A 19,682-nucleotide genomic window follows, 5' to 3' on the forward strand; every position below is an offset into this window, starting at 1 on the left:
TTGTTTTTGAGGTCGCAAATTTACCCGATAAGTCGATTTTTAAGCCGAATATTTGTGCTTTTGTCGAGACAAACAGAGATTGCTTATACGCAATTGCGACTCGATCTTGTTATAATCGGACAATTGCTGTTTAAACTACTCCTCGCGGAAGACCAATGAAATTTATCGTAAAACTGTTTCCTGAAATCATGATGAAAAGCAAGCCGGTAAGAATGCGCTTTACCAAAATGCTTGAAACTAACATTCGTAACGTACTTAAGAAAGTTGATGAGACTGCCAAAGTACAGCGCCAGTGGGACAAAATCATGGTTATGGTGCCAGATGATAGACCAGATCTGGTTGAAGCGTTTGGTGAGCGTTTAGCGTGTATTCCGGGTATTGCCCATGTATTACAAGTTAACGTAAGTACCTTTACCTCTGTTGATGATATCTATAAGCAAACTTTAGCGGTATACAAAGACCAACTAGCGGGAAAAACCTTTTGTGTACGAGTAAAGCGTGCTGGTAAGCATGACTTTAACTCAATTGAAGTTGAGCGTTACGTAGGTGGTGGTTTAAACCAGTTTACCGACGCTGCGGGAGTTCGCTTAAAAGATCCAGATATGACTGTTCATTTAGAAATCGACAATGAGCAGTTGTACCTAATTGATAAGCGTATCGAAGGCTTAGGTGGTTTCCCTATGGCGACCCAAGAAGACGTATTGTCTTTAATCTCAGGCGGTTTTGACTCAGGCGTATCTAGTTACCAGTTTATTAAGCGTGGCTCGCGTACTCATTACTGTTTCTTTAACTTAGGTGGCGATCAACACGAAATCGGTGTTAAGCAGGTTGCTTACCATTTATGGCAAAAGTACGGTGAGTCGCACAAGGTTAAGTTTATCTCGGTACCGTTTGATCCTGTGGTGCAAGAGATCCTTGAGCGCGTAGATAACGGCCAAATGGGCGTAGTATTAAAGCGCATGATGATGCGTGCTGCTGCACGTGTAGCGCAAAAGATGGGGATTCAAGCACTTGTAACGGGTGAGGCTATGGGTCAGGTATCGAGCCAGACGTTAACTAACCTAAACGTGATTGACCGCTGTACTGAGCAACTTATCTTACGTCCGCTTATCGCTATGGATAAGCAAGACATTATTAACTTGAGCCGCCAAATTGGCACTGAAGATTTTGCCAAATCGATTCCTGAATATTGCGGCGTGATCTCACAAAAGCCAACTGTGAAAGCGGTATTATCTAAAGTTGAAGCTGAAGAAGCCAAGTTTTCTGAAGATCTGCTAGATCGCGTGATTGCAGATGCTGAAATTATTGATATTAGGGAGATTGCTGCGCAGATGGATACTAAGATCACCGAAACTGAAACTGTAGATGCAATTAACGCTGGCGAGGTCATTATTGATGTTCGTGCGCCAGAAGAGGAAGAGAAGTCTCCGCTTGAAGTTGATGGCGTAGAAGTTAAGGCTATTCCGTTTTACAAGTTAGCGACTCAGTTTGCTGATCTAGATAAAGAGAAGAGCTATTTATTATATTGCGACCGCGGTGTGATGAGTAAGCTACAAGCACTTTATCTACAAGAGCAAGGTTACACTAATGTTAAGGTTTACCGTCCTTAGTTTGAGCTAATAAAGGCTTATTAGTTTAAGTATGACAAAGGCGGCTTAGTTAAAGTCGCCTTTTTTGTATTTCAGCGGGTGACTTTATGACGATGCCCGTGAGCAATAGATACAAAAAAGCCACCTTGAAGGTGGCTTTAACGCGAAGTGTTAAGAGCGAATTTAGTCAGCAAGTAATACTTTTGCTGTCGCTTCTTCATTCTTCTTTTGTTCGTCAATAATCAGCATTGTGTCTAATTCAGCAGTCAGTTGGTCCTGCATTAATTCCATGCTTTCTGCTAAGTTAGCTGTTAGTGTTGCTTCAATGTCTTTGGTATTAATGCTGGTATCGTCAGCCATAGCTGATGCAGAAACGCCAAGGATAGCAATAACAAATACTGATTTAAGGTTTAACATACGCGGTAGCCTCCAGGCTGATATTCGGGTTGTTAGACATTCCCCATTTACGTCGTAGAGGCTGTCCAACTAGTGTCTTTTCGTTGGCGCAAATTTTGACCAAAAGGGCTGGCCTTTACAAACGATAAAATGTAACAATACCCATTAGAAAAACTAATTAAAAATCGGGATCTGTATCACTATGGCAAGACGATTACCTCCGCTAAATGCGGTTAAGGCATTTGAAGCGGCAGCGAGGCATTTAAGCTTTACTCGAGCAGCTGAAGAACTGTTTGTTACCCAAGCTGCAGTGAGCCACCAAATTAAGGCATTAGAAGAGTATCTCGGATTAAAATTATTCCGCCGAAAGAACCGCTCATTACTGCTAACAGAAGAAGGCCAAAGCTACTTTCTCGATATCAAAGATATTTTTACCCAGCTTGCTGATGCGACAGACAGATTGCTTGCTCGCAGTGCGATTGGTTCGCTTACAGTGGCCACCTCGCCTAGCTTTGCGATTCAATGGCTAGTACCTAGACTTGCCAAGTTTAGTGAAAAAAATCCTGAAATTGACGTGCGTATTAAAGCGGTTGATGATGAAGATGGCTCATTAACTGATGACGTTGATGTTGCGATTTATTATGGCATGGGTAACTGGCAAGGAATGCGTGCAGATAAGCTCAGAAATGAAGTGTTGATCCCTGTTTGTTCGCCTCTTTTACTTAATGGTCCTAAGCCACTAGAAAAGCCAAGTGATTTAAGAAATCACACCCTATTACATGACTCAAGTCGCCAAGATTGGCAAGCTTGGTTTAGGCAATGTGGAATTACTGATATTAATGTGAACCAAGGTCCAATATTTAGTCATTCTTCGCTAGTATTGCAAGCCGCGGCTCACGGTCAAGGTGTGGCGCTAGGCTACAGTGTACTTGCAAGGCCTGATATTAAAGCGGGTCGACTGGTTTGCCCATTCCCTGAAGTTTTAGTCAGTAAAAATGCATATTACTTAGTTTGCCAACAAAACCATGCTGAAATCGGTAAGGTGGCGGCCTTTAGAGAATGGATGCTAGATATGTTTGAAGAGGAGACACGCAGTGAGCTGCTTACAGGATAATTTAAAGCAAGCTTATTTAGACGGCGATTTGGCCGCCGCTGTTGCGGCATTGTCTATTGAGGATCTGACCTTTGATGCAGAGCAGTTTGTTATCACTAAGGCTAAAGATAAAGCTAGCAATAAAGACGATGATAGCAACGTCAGTGCAATCGACTGTGACACTTTAATTGTGTTAACCCATGGTGCAGGCGCAAACATGCACCATGAGTTTATGACTGCCATGGCGAATGGTTTGGCAGCTTGTAATACTGTTGTTGCACGGTTTAATTTTCCTTATATGCGAGCGAACGCTATTGATGGTAAGCGACGTCCGCCAGATAGGGCACCTAAGTTAATCGCGGATTACGCTTTGCAACTGACTATTTTAAAGCAGCAGTTCCAGCCAAAGCGTGTGTTTCTTGTGGGTAAGTCTATGGGCGGGCGTATGTCAGCCATTTTAGCTGAAACAATACCAGTTGATGGGGTTGTCTGTTTAGGTTATCCGTTTATTCCATTAAGTGGTGGTGAACCGCGGTTAGAGCCTATAGAGCGTTGTTTAGCACCAATAATGGTGATCCAAGGTGAGCGCGATAAGTTTGGCCACAAAGGTTTAGTTGAGACTTGGCCGATAATGGATAAAGTACAACTTAAATGGTTAACCGATGGCGATCATAGTTTTAAGCCGAGGAAGTCGTCAGGTGCCACGTTAGAAGCTAATCTAGAGCAAGCTATTGCCAGTGCTCGTCAGTTTATCGGCATCAGCTAGCTGACTATTAAGCTGATTTTTAAATGTTAAGGGGAGAGGGTCAATGCGTAATGGATTTTTGTTGCTTGCAGCCTTAAGTGGTTTCATTGCTGTTGCATTAGGTGCATTTGGTGCCCACGGGCTTAAAAATGTTGCTCCACCTGAGCTTATCGCTATTTTTAATTTGGGCGTTGAGTATCAGTTTTACCATACCTTTGCATTAATCGCAGTGGCTTTTTCTGGTCATTGGATCAAGTCGCGATTACTTGATTGGGCTGGTTACTTATTTATGGCTGGTATGGTGCTGTTTTCTGGCTCACTTTATATGTACGCACTTATCGGCGCTAAGTGGACCGGTCCGGTTACCCCAATGGGCGGCGTGTGTTTCCTATTAGGTTGGCTATTAATTGCCGTTGCTGTGTGGCGCAATCGAGTCAAAGAACTTGATTAACTGGCAACTGGGTTTATGCTCGAGCACTGATAATTAAATATTAGACAGTACACAGCAAAGCTTGAACAGTGTAAAATAGCGGGCAACAACTTTGTTGGCCGCTTTTTTATATCAATTATTCAATTACGCTAGTTGTTTAAACGCTATGCTTTTGAAAGCTGGTGTCAGAGATTTTGTCGCGACACTTTGATTGATACTAATTTTATCTTCAGGAAATTCAATGATAAACCTATTTTTATTTTGCCGTGCTGGTTATGAGAAAGATTGCGCTGCAGAGATCCAAGTGCGTGCGGCAGAGCTCGATATTGGTGGTTTTGTAAAAACTAACAACAACGATGCTTATGTGATTTTTCAATGCTTTCAAGCTGGTGATGCAGAAGTTTTGGCGAAAAATATCAGCCTAGACTCACTTATTTTTGCCAGACAGATGTTTGCTGCAAAAGAACTGCTAAAAGGTTTACCTGAGCAAGATAGAATTAGCCCAATTGTTGAAGCGCTAGCGCAAGTAAATAAAGCCGGCGAACTGCGTGTTGAAACACCAGATACAAACGAAGCAAAAGAGCTGTCTAATTTTTGCCGCAAGTTTACAGTGCCGTTGCGTCAAGCATTGAAAAAGTCAGGCACTTTGCTTGAAAAAGAAAACACTAAGCGTCCAATTATTCACGTATGTTTTGTGGCGTCAGGCCAAGCGTATGTGGGTTACTCATTGAGTAACAATAGTTCGCCATACTTTATGGGGATCCCACGACTTAAGATTGCAGCAGATGCGCCAAGTCGCTCAACCTTAAAGCTCGATGAAGCCTTCATTCACTTTATTCCTAAAGATGAGCAAGAGACGCGTTTAAGCAGTGGTATGAAAGCGGTAGATCTTGGTGCTTGCCCTGGCGGTTGGACATACCAGCTAGTTCGCCGTGGCATGTTTGTCGCTGCAGTTGATAACGGCCCAATGGATCAAGGCTTAATGGATACTGGCCAGGTAAAACATTATCAAGCTGATGGCTTTAGATTTGAGCCACCAAGAAAGAACATTACTTGGCTTGTTTGTGACATGATTGAAAAGCCATCACGCGTGGCTGAGCTTATTGAAGCTTGGGCAATCAACGGTTGGTTTAAAGAGTCTATCTTCAACCTTAAACTGCCAATGAAAGCGCGTTACAAAGAAGTTTCAACCATTCTTGAAACTATGGCTGAGATTTTAAAAGAAAATGGTGTAGATGATTTCTCTATCGCGGCTAAGCATCTTTACCATGACCGTGATGAAGTGACAGTACACCTTTGCTTACGTCCAACTCAGCCTTGGTAAAAATAAGCTAAAAAGCTAGCCGATTAGATTGTATTAATTCTATTCGAATACAGATAAAAAAAGACCCCATGTGTAAGCATGGGGTCTTTTTATTTAAATGGCAGAATTAATTCTGCCATTTAAGCTGATTAAGATAAACGCTCAATCACAGCCTGAGTGAAATCAGTCGTGCCATGAGTACCGCCAAGATCGCGTGTAGTGCGGTCGCCTTCTTCAATTACAGCAGTAATTGCATTGCGGATAAGTTCTGCTTTATCAGCCATTCCTAAGTACTCAAGCATTTGAATTGAAGCTAGAACAACTGAAGTTGGGTTGGCTAAGTTTTTACCTGCAATATCAGGCGCACTGCCGTGTACTGCTTCAAAGATTGCTGCATCGCTACCAATGTTTGCACCTGGCGCCATACCTAGACCACCAACAAGACCAGCACAAAGATCAGATAGAATGTCACCAAATAGGTTAGTAGTAACAATCACATCGAAGTTTTCTGGGTTCATCACTAGCTTCATGCAAGTCGCATCAACAATCATTTCTTCAGTCGTAATGTCTGGGTAACGTTGACTCACTTCGCGAGCAACTTTTAGGAATAAACCTGAAGTCGACTTCATGATGTTAGCTTTGTGGACGATAGTGACTTTTTTACGACCTTCTTTACGAGCAAGCTCATAAGCAAAAGTGGTGATTTGCTCTGCACCTTGACGAGTAATGATACTTGTCGCTTCAGCGGTTGCACCGTCATCAGATACTGTTTGGCCTAGGCCTGAATACATACCTTCAGTGTTTTCACGTACTGTGATGATATCGATATTGTCGTAACGAGCCTGGGTGCCTTTGAAAGATAAAACAGGACGCACGTTAGCATATAGGCTGAACTGCTTACGTAGGCTTACGTTAATAGAAGTAAAGCCTTCACCAACAGGAGTTGTTAGTGGGCCTTTAAGAGTAATGCGGTTTTTTTCGATAAGCTCTAGCGTGCGCTGAGGCAGTAATTCGCCGTGTTTTTCTAAAGCAACTAAGCCAGCATCAGCAAATTCATATTCAAAATCACAACCAGCTTTATCAAGGATTTTTAGTGCTGAGTCGATAATGCTTGGGCCAATCCCATCACCAGGGATAACGGTTATAGTTCTTTTTGTCATGGATAGTCCTACCAGGGTTAGGCGTTACTGCAATTGTCTAACCATGCCACACGGCATGATAAGTAACTTGATATATTTTCTTTTTATGCGAGGTATTTTAAACACTTTTAAACAACTTTCACAGTAAATAGTGAGCAATCTCACGTTTTTTTCTGTAGGCTAACTTGCATAAATAACTGCTTATGACGATGATTGTTCGCCAGAAGCCTAAAAAGTCTACTTTAGTCTAATAAAATAATAATGAGGAAGACCTTGAAGTCACTACCAATAAAGTCATTATTGCTATTCTCGACAAGTTTGTTATCCGCAAACTTAATTGCTGCGACAAATAGCATAACCCCCGATGATATTATGCGATTTGAATCGCTTAATAAGCCTGTTTTGTCTGACAACGGTAACATGCTAGCGGTTGAAGTTGAGCCAGACCGCGGCGATAGCCACGGATTTGTGAAAAGTTTAATCGCCAATAAGCAGTTTAATGTTGCTGGTGGTAGCAAGCCGAAAATAAGTCACGATGGCCGCTTTGTGGCCTTTGTCGATGCGGTACCTTTACTCGATTCTGAAAAGGCGAGTAAGAAAGCAAAGAAAAAATTGAAAGCTGGCTTAATACTGCTCGATACTAGTACTGGTGAAGAAGTTCGTTACGAGCGTGTTAAATCTTTTGAATTCAATGACACAGGTAGCCATTTAGCTATTTGGTTTGAAGCTGACGAAAAGAAAAAAGATGAAAAATCAGCAGCTAAAGCAAAAAATGCTGAAAATGAAACAAAAGTAGATGATTTTGATAAAGGCTCATTGGTAGAACTAGTTGACCTTAATAGTTTGAAATCAATTAAGTTTAATGATGTTACAGCGTTTAATTTCGATAAATCAGGACTTAATCTCGCTTTAGCAATAAATAATATTGAAACCAATAAACACGAGCTACGATTGGTCAAACTTGCCAACAATAGTGCCTCGATAGTAAAGAGTTTTAAACAACAGCAAGTTGGCTCAATAGCCTTAAGTCACGACGGTAAATATCTAGGTTTTACTTTTGGTAATGCAGAAGCTTTACCCTATGGCCGTGAATATCAATTATCTTTGTTGAACCTTGAAACTAACAAATTGATTGCAGCACCTAAGACTGATGACTGGACCTTAAATCGATACGCAGATCTGCGTTTTTCTGATGATAGTCAGCGTTTATTCTTTGGCCGCGTTCCACAAGTAAGTCAGCAAATTGAGCTTGCTAAAGTGGAGTCAGAAGCTGACTTGTATGATCAAAGCGTGATCACCTCTGCACGTGAGTTAAGAGTGTGGCATGGCGATGATCCACGCATCAAGCCGCACGAAGTTAAGCAGTATAAGAAAGAGCAGAAGCGTACCTACTTGGCTGTACTGCATGTAAACGCTAATAACCTAGTGCAGTTAGCTGACTTACAAGTGCCTGATATCGAGGTACAGCAGCAAAAACGTTATGCATTGGCTAGCTCAGACTTACCTTATCGCAAGATGATCACTTGGGCGGGTTTTTATCGTGATTATTATCTTGTTGATTTAAATACTGGACGTAAAATTCCATTGCTAACCCAGCAAAGTAGCTCAGATGACCCAGTATTATCTCCGGGTGAAAAGTTTGTTGCTTATTACCTACACGGCAATGTTTTCCTCTATGAAATTGCGCAAGATCGCCGCACGAATATCACTAAAAACTTAGGTGTATCGTTTGCGAATGAAGATCATGACTACCCATCAAATGCACCTGGCTACGGTTTTGGACCTTGGGTTGCCGATGATGCTGGTTTATTGCTTTACGATAAGTTCGATATTTGGCAAACAGATACCACTTCGCACGATACTTTTATGCTGACAGCAGGCGAGGGGCGTAAGCAGCAAATTCAATACCGAGTTACCGGGTTAGTTGAAGATACTGATACGCCAAATGTGCTTGCCACTGATGAAAAAATATTGCTACAGGGTTATCACGATAAAACTAAAGGCGATGGCTTTTATCAAGTGCAACTGGGAGTTGCGGGTGTAACATCATTTATGGATGGTGATTACAAGCTTAAAATGTTGGCGCGTAGTAAAGATGCTAACACGATTATTTACTCGAAAGAGCGCTATGACCAGTTCCCTGATCTTTACAGTGCCGACTATAACAGTCCGCAAAATGCGACGCGTCAAACTGACTTAGATAAGCAGCGTGATAACTTTAATTGGGCGCAATCTGAATTAGTGCATTGGACAAACGGTGACGGTAAACCTTTAGATGGTGTATTAATTAAGCCTACTAATTATGTTGAAGGTCAGCGTTACCCTGTATTGGTTTATTTCTATCGCTTTATGAGTGATAGATTGCATGCTTTCCCACAGATGAAGATTAACCATAGACCTAACTTTGCTTGGTTTGCAGATAATGGTTACGCCATCTTCTTGCCGGATATTCGTTTTGAAGTGGGCTACCCAGGTGATTCATCTGTGCAGGCATTAACCTCTGGTGTGCAGCACTTAATTGATATTGGCGTTGCAGATCCCAATGCTGTGGGGATTCAGGGTCACTCTTGGGGTGGCTATCAAACAGCATTTGCGGTAACAAAGACCAACATCTTTAAAGCAGCGGTAACAGGTGCGCCAGTATCTAACATGACCAGTGCTTACAGCGGTATTCGTCACGGTAGTGGTTTAGCGCGTCAGTTCCAGTATGAAACCGGTCAAAGCCGTATTGGTGAGAGCTTATTTAGTTCACCACAAAAGTATATTGAAAACTCGCCAGTGTTTTATGTTGAGCGCATTAAAACACCTATGATGATCATGTTTGGTGATAAAGACGATGCGGTGCCTTGGGAACAAGGTGTTGAGCTGTATTTGGCTATGCGCCGTGCAGGTAAAGATGTGGTGTTCTTACAGTATCAAGATGAACCGCATCATTTGAAAAAATACCCAAATAAACTCGACTATAGTCTTCGTATGATGGAGTACTTTGACCATTACCTCAAAGGTGCACCTGCGCCAAAGTGGTTGAGTCAAGGTGAAGCCTATACTGAGTATAAGAAAGCTGACTAGCTCTTAGCTTTAGGCTAAAGACCTATTTTTCTACAAATGCCGAGTTAACAACTTGGCATTTTTGTTTTTAGGCTTATATCAATCAGTATAAACATTTAGTCACTCAGCGAGAGTTTAGCGGTTTTGAGGCAAGGTCATTAAATTGCTCCTTGCTTTAATGACATTCACCACATCCATGTGGTTTGCAACGAGTGAAGAGCATAGTTGAACTAGGTTCAAGCTCCCTCTTTGTTTATTAAGAGTCACTGCATCAGAATCGCTAAAACTCGCCATTCTGGAGCGTTTTTGGCTGCCTACTTCTGCGTTGAATAGCTTTATAAGGGAATAACCATTATTGCAGCTATTCGCCTTGAATTAGTTTGCCAAAAACCGCTCTGAGTTGATCAAATTCTTATACTGATTGGTATTAGTAGAAGCGCTACACTCTCTGAGTGAGCAAATGTGTATATTGATTGGGGGCAGTTTGCTGTATTAGCTTAAGTAAATATTCGTATTAAACTCAGAACACTGCATAATGCTAATTAACAATCAGTCGTGACAAGTTTATATAAGGAAGTGATTTATGGATGGAATTTGGATGCATGTTGGTGCGGTATTTATGGGCTTTTTTGCCATTATGAATCCAATCGCTAATGTGCCAATCTTTTTGGGATTAACCTCTGATTACGATGAGAGGACAACCCGCTTAATTGCATTTAGAGCACTTATTATTGCGTTTGTGATTATTAGTTTATTTGCTGTATCGGGGCAGTTTATATTCAACCTGTTTGGGATCTCTTTGCCAGCGTTCAGGATTACTGGTGGTCTATTGGTGTTTTTAATCGGCTTTCATATGCTGCAAGGCAATCAGTCAACGGTCCACCATGATAAAGAAAAGCCTGAGGATGAGAGCTTAGAAGCCAAACTCAGTGTGGCAGTCTCGCCGCTTGCATTGCCTATTTTGGCTGGTCCCGGCACGATTGCTACAGCAATGAATTATACCGCAGCTGGTGGCGTACCTGAACTAATTAGCACCATTGGTTCATTTGCCGCATTATGCGTTATTACTTATGTGTTTTTTATTTTTGGTGGCCGTTTAGTCAGTTATTTAGGCAATGCAGCTTTAGGCGCTATTACTCGAATGATGGGGCTTATTTTGGCGGTTATTGGTACGCAAATGGCGGTAGAAGGCTTACAAGGTGCGTTTAAGGTTTTAAGCTAATTACTTAAAGCGTCTAGAAGAAGCTGAGCAGCGGCAGAACGATCAAAAAGAAGCAAATGAAGGATAATCCTATAAGCTTTTAGCACTGTAATTAGTATATGTTTCACATAGCAGCGAACATTGACGCTGCTATTTGTTTTTTAGGGCTGTTATCTAAGTTTAAAGCTAACCATCAATATGGCTTGCTAAATACTGTTGGTAGCTAGTTTCCCCCCAAGCGATTAGCTTGCCCTGTTTAAATAACAGTGGCGTGCACTCTTCTTTTGACGTCTGTCCGTCTGATGTTTTATGGTGAGTACGATAAAACAAGATCTGCAGAGTATCGTCGTTAGAGATCTTAGCTTCGCTAAAATCAGCTTTGCCAAAGATGGTTTTAATATCAGCAATAGGTTGACCAAGCGTCAGATCAGTTAGCATTGCTTGATTATAAGCTTGCCTATCTTCCCAGCTCATTTCGTCCGGAGTGGGTTTATAAAACACCATAATAACTGCAACAAAGGCAACGTAGGTGACAAAAAGGCTAATAATAACCACGGGGAGTCTAGATTTCATGCTAACAGTGCATCCTTCATGCATTCCTAATTGAGTCAAGATACTACTAGAATGCGCAAGGGTAAATGTTATAAATGCAACTTTATGTTAACAGTTGTGGTGTTAAGTTGGTTTTGGGGTTTCAACTCTAAACTGCTTGAGATTAACGTTTAATGGTATATCTACCTGTAGTTGCACGAGTTTATAGCTAAGGCGAGCCATCTGTTTACCGGCTTCTAACTTGTTTGCTTGTTTGGAGCCGACTTTGTCAATTGAATTATAAATATTGGCTAGAGAGCGAAATATTTTTAGTAATTCAACGGCAGATTTAGGGCCTATTCCCGGGACGCCGGGGATCTTATTGCCACTATCGCCAGCTAATGCCAGGTAGTCAATCAGTTGGCTTCTTTCGATATGAAGCTTTTGTTCCATATCTTCGATAGTTAAATAGCTTTGATTAAAGTGGTCCCACTGCTTAATTGCTGGATGAAACAGTTGGCAAAACCCCTTATCAGTAGAAACAATAATCGCTTCACCGTTATTACTAGCAAGCTTGGTGGCTAAGGTTGCAATAACATCATCAGCTTCAGATTCTGCTTCTATTGAGTTGACTTGTTGCTCTGCTAAATAGGCTTTTAGATCTGCTAAGGTGTTGGCCAGTGCTTCAGGCATTGGTTTGCGACCTTTTTTGTAATCTTCATATAAGGCTTTACGCCAAGAGATAGCGTCACCATCCCATACAATGGCTACATGGGTCGGTTGATGAAACTTTAATAGTTTACGGCAAGCGCCATTAACACGTTCTTTTAAGCCTGATACATCTGACTCATTAGGTTGTGCGGCGTGGATGCGCCGCACTAGGTTCATGCCATCGATAATAAGAAATTTATTCATCTAAATGCTTGTGTGTTGGGTTACTTAATAACTTTGTAGCAAGGCACATATTCACTACCGGGTAGCTTCATACGCTGCTGCGAGACAAATGCCGCAAGCAGATCATCCATAAGCGCCATCAGTTTTGGATCGCCTTTTAGCTCAAAAGGGCCGTTTGCTTCAATGGCTTTGATGGTATCCATTTTCACGTTACCTGCGACAATACCTGAAAAAGCTTTACGCAAATTGGCAGCGAGTTCAGCTTTATTGGCTTGGAAATGCAAGTCTAAATTACTCATAACTTCGTGAGTCGGCTCAAACGGCAATTGGAACTCAGGCTCAATTTTTAATGACCATTGATACTGATAAGAGTCGCCATTTTCTTTACGGAATTTCTTAATGTCTTCCATAGCTTGCTTTTGAATACGGGCAACTTTTACCGGATCGTCAATCACGATTTGGTACTTACTTTGAGCTTCTTTACCTAATGTAGCTGCAATAAACTCATCAATTTTTAAGAAGTAATCTGCGCTTTCTTTCGGGCCAGTGAGTACCAATGGGAAAGGAATATCTTGGTTATCTTTGTTAAGCAAAATACCAAGTAAATACAGAAGTTCTTCAGCAGTACCAGCGCCGCCAGGGAAGATAATAATACCATGACCTAGGCGTACAAACGCTTCTAAGCGCTTTTCAATATCCGGCAAAATCACTAGCTCGTTAACAATCTGATTTGGCGGCTCTGCAGCAATAATGCTGGGCTCTGTTAAGCCGATATATCGAGCGTGGTTAATTCGCTGTTTAGCGTGGCCAATTGCGGCGCCTTTCATTGGGCCCTCCATTGCACCTGGACCACAACCGGTACAAATATCGAGTTGACGTAAACCTAACTCATAACCCACTTCTCGAGTGTATTGGTACTCGATAGCGTTAATGCTGTGACCGCCCCAGCAAACCACAATATTGGGGTCTAGTAGCGGCATAGAGCGAGCATTTCGCAGAATATCAAACACTACGTTGGTAATGTGATTCGCATTGGTCAGGTTTATGTGCTTGAGGTTTTCATATTTGTCGTTGATGTAAACAATATCTCTAAGCACTGAAAATAGGTGCTCTTGGATCCCAGCAATAATCTCACCGTCAACGAATGCTTCTTGTGGAGGATTGGTAAGCTCGATTTTAATGCCGCGCTCTCGGCGCAGCACATTAATATTAAAATCACTGAATTGAGTGAATAGCCCCTCAGCGTTATCACTTTGCAGGCCTGACGCGAGTACTGCAAGTGAACAACTGCGGTATAGCTGGTAAAGTTCGCTTTTAGCGTTCTGCTTTAAACGATCAACTTCTAATTGTGATAGTTGATCAAGACTTCCTCGCGGACTAATTTTTACTATCATAGCAACTCCTTAAGCAGTGATAGACAAGCTGTCCCATAAAGGCGTGACGGTAACGGGTGTTACCTTGGGAGGCAATGTTTAAAAGTCGACGATGACTCTATCTCTGCTTTCGTTTTTGGCTTTATATAGTGCGGCGTCTGCTCTATCAAATGTTTCGTTGATGAGCTCATTTTCAATAATTTGCGCTGCACCTATAGACACTGTAACGGTAATTCTCTGATTTTTAAACTTAAACGGTATACTTTTTACTTTTTCTCTTACTCGATTGAGCAAGGGGAGAATGTCACTTTCAGCTATATTGGGTAGCAAGAGTACAAACTCTTCACCGCCGTAACGAGCGACGAATTCAGATTCTCGTAACGAATTTTTAAGAGCCATAGCAATGACTTGCAAGGTTTTATCACCTGTACTGTGGCCAAAGTTATCGTTAATTGTTTTAAAATGGTCGATATCGGCTACAGCGACCCAAAGCGGTTGGTTAGTACGTTGAAAATTACGATACTCAATATCCATACGTTCTTCTAATGCACTGCGATTTGGTAATTGAGTCAGCGAGTCGAGAAGATTAAGTTTTTGTTGTTCAAACAAGCGCTCTTTATAAGATTCGGTTTCTTTGCCTAACTCTTTAAGCTCTTGGCGTAACGCCTCTACCGATTGTTTTAACTGTGCTTGTTCGCGATTCTCAAGTAATTCTTTACGGCCTAATGCCTTACGAAGCGAGGCTAAATGAGTGGTGATTTGGCTTTTGAGTTCATCAATATTATCAACTTCAATAACGGCTTCACCGACGTTATCGACCTGACCATTGATATCCCGATTCAGCTGCTTAGCAACCTGAAAACTCTTTATTGAATGGCTGTAAGACTCAGTAACGACCTCTTGCACATTGCTTAATGCGTTATTTAAAACATACAAGAACTCTTGTGAGGCAGTTTTTTCTCGGGCGATGTTATCGAGCAATAAGCCCAACACTACTTGATAGGCGTCGAGTAAGGTATTGAGTTCAAACTCTTCAGTTAGGGATTTTTTTATTTCAGCAATTTGTTCACGTTGCTCTTTTCTAAATTCGATTTCAGATAATAGCTGAGCGAGCTCATGGGCTGATTGACGATGGCGAGGTAGGATTTCAAATTGCTCGCCTAAGTTGAACTGCTCTTTTAAGATCTCATCATAAAAATTAACCACTCTCTCCACCTTGGGAATATAGTCCCAATAAGTATGAAGTGGTTTGCTGAGCTCTTTTTTAAAATAGTTTATTTCTAGCTTTAGCTTACTTGGTAATGACTGGATCCGTTGAATTTGGCCAACCATATTGTTCAATGCTTGGCGGCTGTCTTCAAGTTGCAGCATTATTCGACCATATTGTTGTTTTAATATGGTATCGGCTTCATTTAAATCTGCTAGTGAATCTTCAACTTGGCTAAAGTTAGCTAATTTATGGCGTAACTTGGCTAACTTATTGTCTAGCTCAAGGTTTTGTCCTTTACACGCTAGGCTAAGCTGTCCAATAAACTGCATAAGGAGCTGTAGCTTTTCATTTTGCGCTTCGTTCATCTCATCGATCGCTTGCCTCGCAGAATAAAGTTTCTGCTGTAACATATTGACCTGAGATGTACTGGTGGCGGCATCCTTCATGCTTTGTCGTACCCTTATAAATTACGCAATAATAAAATTAGCTTATCGATTAAGTGGTTATCTTAACAGTAGTTTCTTAAAAGAGAAATTAACATCAACCACTGTTAGCTTGTAACGGTTTAAATGGCGACTTTGTCATCATTAAGATCTATATTTTGATGGCTCTTCCATCTAGGCCAAAGGATATTGTCTTTATTACCATTGGTTTCAACTTTGACTATACCGCGCACAATACTTTTTTCGATATTAAGGTAAAGCGGTTTGCTGAAAATTCCCGCGGAAGCAAAGTTGAGTGTTTTCATTGTGACAAAGTAATCTTGATTGCTACCTAAGGTTTTAGCCGCTGATAACATCATTTGTAAACTAGCAAAGTGCTGTTCGGCGCTAAGCTTAATTGCTGGGTCAGCTAATAGTGGCAGATGCAAAATACCCATATGCAGGCTAGTTTGGCCATGATTTTGATCAAGGATCTCTCTGAGCTTAGTTAACAAGTGGTTGGCTTCTATATTGCTGTCAAAACTCAGTAAAAAAACGCCGGGTCTAATAATGTAGCTTTTACAGGTTAAGCTGTTTTGGATGGCTAATAGCTGCTGCTTGTTCATGTTTGCATTGCACTCGTAGCCTTGAGTGAGATCTGAGTTGATTTGATCTGATAACGAAACAAGCGCAAGGGTTTTAATCTGACTGTGGTTAGTCTTGCTATAGTCAAACTTAAAGCTTAAATAATTAGCCTGTTGAGTAAATGGCTCTAATAGTTGAGTTTCTTGCAGAGTGTCATTGAGAAGCTTAGCCTTATTTTTTAGTCGCCATTGCTTGATGAGCAATAGCACTAAAAGACATAAAATGAATACACAAATAAGACTAATTAAGTGAGCGATATTTAGCTGATCACTTTTTTGCTGTAACTGTTTTTCAATTTTGCTGAGTTTAAGGTCGAGTTTCTGCTCTTTGATTTTTGACTGCTTTAAATCAAATTCGTCAGATGAAGGCTCTATTTGGCTGCGGATACCATTAAGCTTAAGCATACTAATATAGGCTTGCTCAAATTTACCTAATTGCTCTTGTGCCTTAGCGTGTTGTTCAAGCGCTTCACTTTGCTCATCGAGTAATTGTTTCGATTCCGCTATTTTCTCAGCTCTAGTGGCATACTCCGCCACGTCTTGCCAATTACCTATACTGGCACTGACTTCGGCAATGAGCAGGTCATTGTAAACTAAATAGTGTTCACTATTTCTTGCGCTAAAAATGGTATTTGCTTGCTTAAGGTTTGATAACGAGTTTTTGGTGTCACCGATTTTAAAATAGATTTCACCCAGGTTATGCAGATTTAGTGCTAAGCCGATTTCATTGCCGAGTCTTCGTTCGATTTGCTGGGCATTAAGGTAGTAATCAACGGCTTGGTACCATTGTTCTTGGTTAGCATACACCATAGCGATAACCGTCATTGCCGATGACACGTAATTATCGTTTCCTAAGCGAGTGAATGACTCGGCTGCACTGCTAGCGGATGCTAGCGCTTCATCCCATGACTCTAAGTCACGGTACACTCGTGAAAGTTGTAGCTCAATATGGGCATTTTGAGATGAATTTTTGTCGCCAAGAGAGTGCTTAATTGCTGCGTTATAGTGCGATAATGATTTGCCAATCTGATTTTGTTTGTAAAAAAACTTGCCGAGCACCGATTCTACGTGAGCAACCAGGTAGTCATTGTCAATTTCTTTGGCTACTGCTGACAATTTTTGTAGATGAACAAGAGCTGTGTCGGGTTCACGTAAAATCATATGCATAACGCTGACATTCTCATGCAAAGTATAAAGCAGCACTCTGTCAGGGCTTTTGTTTGATTGCTCAATTAAGGTTATCGCTTGCTGGTAGTAGTCTATTGCGCTGTTGAAGTCTTGTTGACTGCGACCGACATAACGGCCTTTGAGCATTAATAAGTAGCTTTGATCAAAGTCGCTGACACTGATCTGTTCTAGCTGTTCAATCAGCCCGTTAGCTTGGATATAACGGTCTTTACTTTTATCATAAAGATCCATTTTTAGGCGTGCAGACAATTGAATATTGCGCATTAACTCTGGCGCAGACAAAAGATGCCGTTTAGAAAATGCAGTAAATTGTTCCAAGGAAGTAAAGCGGGGTAATGAGGGGATCTCGTTATGAATACTTTGGGCTAATACCTTAGGGTTTTCCCGAAATTGCACTTCGGTTAGGACTTCATCGTCTGGCGCCGCATTGGCAGTACTGCTAATGAGTGACAGGAATAAAACTGAGAGTAGGGTAATGAAAATATGCATTAAAATGCCGATCCTTGTACTTAATCGTTAGATTAAGTGGCTATTTTTGTAATTCTATTGGCCTAATTAAGTCTAATGTTATATTTTTCCGACTTAACGAAAACAATAATAACAGAAGGACGCGATAGTGAAACCTGTAGTTCCCTTTATCTTAACTTTTAGTGCTTTAGCTTGTACTAATGCATTTGCCGATGTTGACTATTCGATTGACTTAACTAGCCCTGAGCATCACTTGGCTAAAGTACAAGTCACATTTCCTGAAACAACAGCTGACTCTCTTTTGGTTAACTTGCCTGTATGGCGTACGGGTAAGTATCAAGTATTACCCCTTGCTGATGCGGTTAGGAGTTTCACTGCAACAGATGAGAGCGGCAAAGTATTACCTTGGTCTAGAACTGCAAGTGGTGAATGGACAGTTGCTTTAACTGAGCCTGCTAGCGTAACAGTGAACTATCAGCTTTATGCCAATAAGCTTGGTCAGCGCGTGAATCATATTGATGCTTCTCATGCGTTTTTAGACGCTAGCGGTACCTTCGTTTACAGCCCTGAGTTCAGAAATGAACCGATTAATGTATCGCTAAAAGTGCCTAGTAGCTGGAAAAGTTATTCGGGAATGGATAGCGGTAGCAAAGCGCACTCATTTACAGCGGCTAACTACGATATCTTAGTTGATTCGCCTATCGAAACAGGGGTTAGCAAGCATCGTGAGTTTAGCGCCGATGGTCGCCAATATGAATTGGTTGTATGGGGTGAAGGCAACTACGATATTGATCAAATGGTCACAGACTTAACTAAATTGAGTGGCCAAGCTGAGGTGATTTGGGACGACTACCCGTTTGAACGTTATGTGTATATGGTGCACGCTACCAGTGGCGCACGCGGTGCAACTGAGCATTTGAATTCAACGATTATTCAGCGTCCACGCTTTAGCTATCGTGAACGTGCTGATTATTTAGGTTTTATTAAAACCGCTTCCCATGAGTTTATCCACACATGGAATGTTAAGGCTTACCGACCTGACGGCTTAGTTCCTTATAACTACCAAGATGAAGAGATCACCGAGCTGTTATGGATAGCTGAAGGTTCAACCAGTTATTTCCAGAGCCAGTTGTTACTGCGCGCGGGCGTAATGACTGCAAAAGAGTTCTTTGAAGACTTAGCTAAGCGAGTCGCACAAAGCCAAAAAACGCCAGGCCGCGAAATTCAATCTATTGCCAGTGCAAGTGCTAATCAATGGGCTAGTAGCGGCGGAGATTACGCGGTTAACCACAGCACTAATATCTATTCTGAAGGCTATTTAACATCGCTTGCGTTAGATTTTTCGTTGATTGAAGCAACCGACCTAAAAGGTTCTTATCGCGATGTTCATCGTAAGCTTTACAATGAACACAGATTGCCTGCTGGATTCACTATTGCTGATGTGAAAGCCATTTTAGCTGATGTGTCAGGTAAGAGTTATGAAAGCTGGTGGCAACAGTATGTCAATTCGCCAGTAAGCTTAGATTTTGACGCTATGTTGGCGCAAGCGGGTTTGGAATTGACCCACGGCAAAGATGCTAAAGTTGAAGCCTTTACCGGCGTTACCTTAAAGTCTGGCTCTTTAGTCTTATCTCATGTGCTGCGTAACGGTCCTGCTTGGAATGCTGGCATTGTACTAGCAGATGAAATTGTCGCGATTAATGGACTGAAGGTTACTGCTGATGGGTTTGCATCACGCATCAATGATTTTAAGCCAGGCGATAGCATCAAGGTGACACTGTTTAGCAATGATAAACTTAAAGATGTCGAGCTAAAGCTAGGTGAAAAACAAAGCGGTAAACTTGCGATCAAAGCGGTTAAAAAGCCGAGTCGCGCCCAAAAAGCATTTTTCAAAGCTTGGTTAGGTGTTGATTGGCCATTTGATAAAGACGGTCAGTTTAAGTCCGTTAAGTAAGCTTTTAAGTTGTTTACTGAATACAAAAGGCGCCAATAGGCGCCTTTTTTCTGA

15 protein-coding genes are annotated in these 19,682 nt (G+C 41.5%); 8 read left to right on the forward strand and 7 right to left on the reverse strand.

What is annotated here, in order from left to right:
• The first annotated feature begins 155 nt into the window (after window positions 1-155).
• Window positions 156-1,610, forward strand: coding sequence for a tRNA uracil 4-sulfurtransferase ThiI (thiI, locus tag L2740_RS08100; RefSeq protein WP_248949530.1), 1,455 nt, complete (start codon window positions 156-158; stop codon window positions 1,608-1,610).
• Between the two features lie 162 nt (window positions 1,611-1,772).
• Here thiI and L2740_RS08105 read toward each other — a convergent pair whose 3' ends face one another.
• On the reverse strand, window positions 1,773-2,006 hold the full coding sequence (locus L2740_RS08105) for a hypothetical protein (protein WP_248470920.1): 234 nt from the start codon (window positions 2,004-2,006) through the stop codon (window positions 1,773-1,775).
• Between the two features lie 181 nt (window positions 2,007-2,187).
• On the opposite strand from L2740_RS08105, the gene L2740_RS08110 reads away from it, so the two are divergent.
• The 4 genes from L2740_RS08110 (at window position 2,188) to rlmM (ending at window position 5,577) form a co-directional block, all read left to right on the forward strand.
• On the forward strand, window positions 2,188-3,099 hold the full coding sequence (locus L2740_RS08110) for a transcriptional regulator GcvA (protein ID WP_028769076.1): 912 nt from the start codon (window positions 2,188-2,190) through the stop codon (window positions 3,097-3,099).
• A complete protein-coding gene (locus L2740_RS08115; protein ID WP_420833515.1) occupies window positions 3,080-3,844 on the forward strand; it encodes an alpha/beta family hydrolase in 765 nt (254 codons plus the stop codon). The genes L2740_RS08110 and L2740_RS08115 overlap by 20 nt, the downstream gene beginning before the upstream one ends.
• Window positions 3,845-3,887: 43 nt before the next feature.
• Window positions 3,888-4,274, forward strand: a complete 387-nt coding sequence (locus L2740_RS08120) for a DUF423 domain-containing protein (protein ID WP_248470918.1) — start codon at window positions 3,888-3,890, stop codon at window positions 4,272-4,274.
• Between the two features lie 220 nt (window positions 4,275-4,494).
• Window positions 4,495-5,577 carry a 23S rRNA (cytidine(2498)-2'-O)-methyltransferase RlmM gene (gene rlmM / locus L2740_RS08125; protein ID WP_248470917.1) on the forward strand — a complete coding sequence of 361 codons (1,083 nt, stop codon included), beginning with the start codon at window positions 4,495-4,497 and terminating at the stop codon, window positions 5,575-5,577.
• Between the two features lie 128 nt (window positions 5,578-5,705).
• Here the strand turns inward: rlmM and L2740_RS08130 are convergent, their stop codons facing one another.
• Window positions 5,706-6,716 (reverse strand): isocitrate dehydrogenase, encoded by a 1,011-nt coding sequence (locus L2740_RS08130; RefSeq protein WP_248949531.1) that lies wholly within the window; start codon window positions 6,714-6,716, stop codon window positions 5,706-5,708.
• Window positions 6,717-6,968: 252 nt separating this feature from the next.
• Here L2740_RS08130 and L2740_RS08135 point away from each other — a divergent pair, with 252 nt between their 5' ends.
• Together L2740_RS08135 and L2740_RS08140 are read left to right on the forward strand one after the other, a co-directional pair.
• Window positions 6,969-9,764 carry an alpha/beta hydrolase family protein gene (locus L2740_RS08135; protein ID WP_248949532.1) on the forward strand — a complete coding sequence of 932 codons (2,796 nt, stop codon included), beginning with the start codon at window positions 6,969-6,971 and terminating at the stop codon, window positions 9,762-9,764.
• 562 nt (window positions 9,765-10,326) lie between these two features.
• Window positions 10,327-10,965, forward strand: coding sequence for a MarC family protein (locus L2740_RS08140; protein WP_248949533.1), 639 nt, complete (start codon window positions 10,327-10,329; stop codon window positions 10,963-10,965).
• A gap of 165 nt (window positions 10,966-11,130) precedes the next feature.
• On the opposite strand, the gene L2740_RS08145 is transcribed toward L2740_RS08140, so the two are convergent.
• The 5 genes from L2740_RS08145 to L2740_RS08165 all read right to left on the reverse strand — a co-directional run bounded on the left by L2740_RS08145 (window position 11,131) and on the right by L2740_RS08165 (window position 17,695).
• Window positions 11,131-11,517: a DUF3192 domain-containing protein gene (locus tag L2740_RS08145; protein ID WP_248949535.1), complete on the reverse strand. Its 387-nt coding sequence runs from the start codon at window positions 11,515-11,517 to the stop codon at window positions 11,131-11,133.
• A gap of 102 nt (window positions 11,518-11,619) precedes the next feature.
• A complete protein-coding gene (gene xni, locus L2740_RS08150; RefSeq protein WP_248949538.1) occupies window positions 11,620-12,390 on the reverse strand; it encodes a flap endonuclease Xni in 771 nt (256 codons plus the stop codon).
• Between the two features lie 20 nt (window positions 12,391-12,410).
• On the reverse strand, window positions 12,411-13,763 hold the full coding sequence (gene ppnN, locus L2740_RS08155; protein WP_248949539.1) for a nucleotide 5'-monophosphate nucleosidase PpnN: 1,353 nt from the start codon (window positions 13,761-13,763) through the stop codon (window positions 12,411-12,413).
• A gap of 78 nt (window positions 13,764-13,841) precedes the next feature.
• The gene (locus tag L2740_RS08160) at window positions 13,842-15,398 is read right to left on the reverse strand and encodes a GGDEF domain-containing protein (RefSeq protein WP_248949540.1); all 1,557 of its coding nucleotides are present in this window, start codon (window positions 15,396-15,398) and stop codon (window positions 13,842-13,844) included.
• Between the two features lie 119 nt (window positions 15,399-15,517).
• Window positions 15,518-17,695 carry a tetratricopeptide repeat protein gene (locus L2740_RS08165; protein WP_248949541.1) on the reverse strand — a complete coding sequence of 726 codons (2,178 nt, stop codon included), beginning with the start codon at window positions 17,693-17,695 and terminating at the stop codon, window positions 15,518-15,520.
• 127 nt (window positions 17,696-17,822) lie between these two features.
• On the opposite strand from L2740_RS08165, the gene L2740_RS08170 reads away from it, so the two are divergent.
• Entirely contained in the window at window positions 17,823-19,628 is a 1,806-nt protein-coding gene (locus L2740_RS08170; protein WP_248949543.1) for a M61 family metallopeptidase, read from the forward strand.
• Window positions 19,629-19,682 lie beyond the last annotated feature (54 nt).

This window comes from Shewanella pneumatophori (genome assembly GCF_023283895.1).
In the GTDB taxonomy this organism is placed as follows: domain Bacteria; phylum Pseudomonadota; class Gammaproteobacteria; order Enterobacterales; family Shewanellaceae; genus Shewanella; species Shewanella pneumatophori.

What these genes read in the sequence shown, in the direction of transcription:
- thiI (WP_248949530.1), top strand. Translation starts at nt 156, where the DNA reads ATGAAATTTATCGTAAAACTGTTTCCTGAAATCATGATGAAAAGCAAG.
- L2740_RS08105 (WP_248470920.1), bottom strand. Translation starts at nt 2,006, where the DNA reads ATGTTAAACCTTAAATCAGTATTTGTTATTGCTATCCTTGGCGTTTCT.
- L2740_RS08110 (WP_028769076.1), top strand. Translation starts at nt 2,188, where the DNA reads ATGGCAAGACGATTACCTCCGCTAAATGCGGTTAAGGCATTTGAAGCG.
- L2740_RS08120 (WP_248470918.1), top strand. Translation starts at nt 3,888, where the DNA reads ATGCGTAATGGATTTTTGTTGCTTGCAGCCTTAAGTGGTTTCATTGCT.
- rlmM (WP_248470917.1), top strand. Translation starts at nt 4,495, where the DNA reads ATGATAAACCTATTTTTATTTTGCCGTGCTGGTTATGAGAAAGATTGC.
- L2740_RS08130 (WP_248949531.1), bottom strand. Translation starts at nt 6,716, where the DNA reads ATGACAAAAAGAACTATAACCGTTATCCCTGGTGATGGGATTGGCCCA.
- L2740_RS08140 (WP_248949533.1), top strand. Translation starts at nt 10,327, where the DNA reads ATGGATGGAATTTGGATGCATGTTGGTGCGGTATTTATGGGCTTTTTT.
- L2740_RS08145 (WP_248949535.1), bottom strand. Translation starts at nt 11,517, where the DNA reads ATGAAATCTAGACTCCCCGTGGTTATTATTAGCCTTTTTGTCACCTAC.
- xni (WP_248949538.1), bottom strand. Translation starts at nt 12,390, where the DNA reads ATGAATAAATTTCTTATTATCGATGGCATGAACCTAGTGCGGCGCATC.
- ppnN (WP_248949539.1), bottom strand. Translation starts at nt 13,763, where the DNA reads ATGATAGTAAAAATTAGTCCGCGAGGAAGTCTTGATCAACTATCACAA.
- L2740_RS08160 (WP_248949540.1), bottom strand. Translation starts at nt 15,398, where the DNA reads ATGAAGGATGCCGCCACCAGTACATCTCAGGTCAATATGTTACAGCAG.
- L2740_RS08165 (WP_248949541.1), bottom strand. Translation starts at nt 17,695, where the DNA reads ATGCATATTTTCATTACCCTACTCTCAGTTTTATTCCTGTCACTCATT.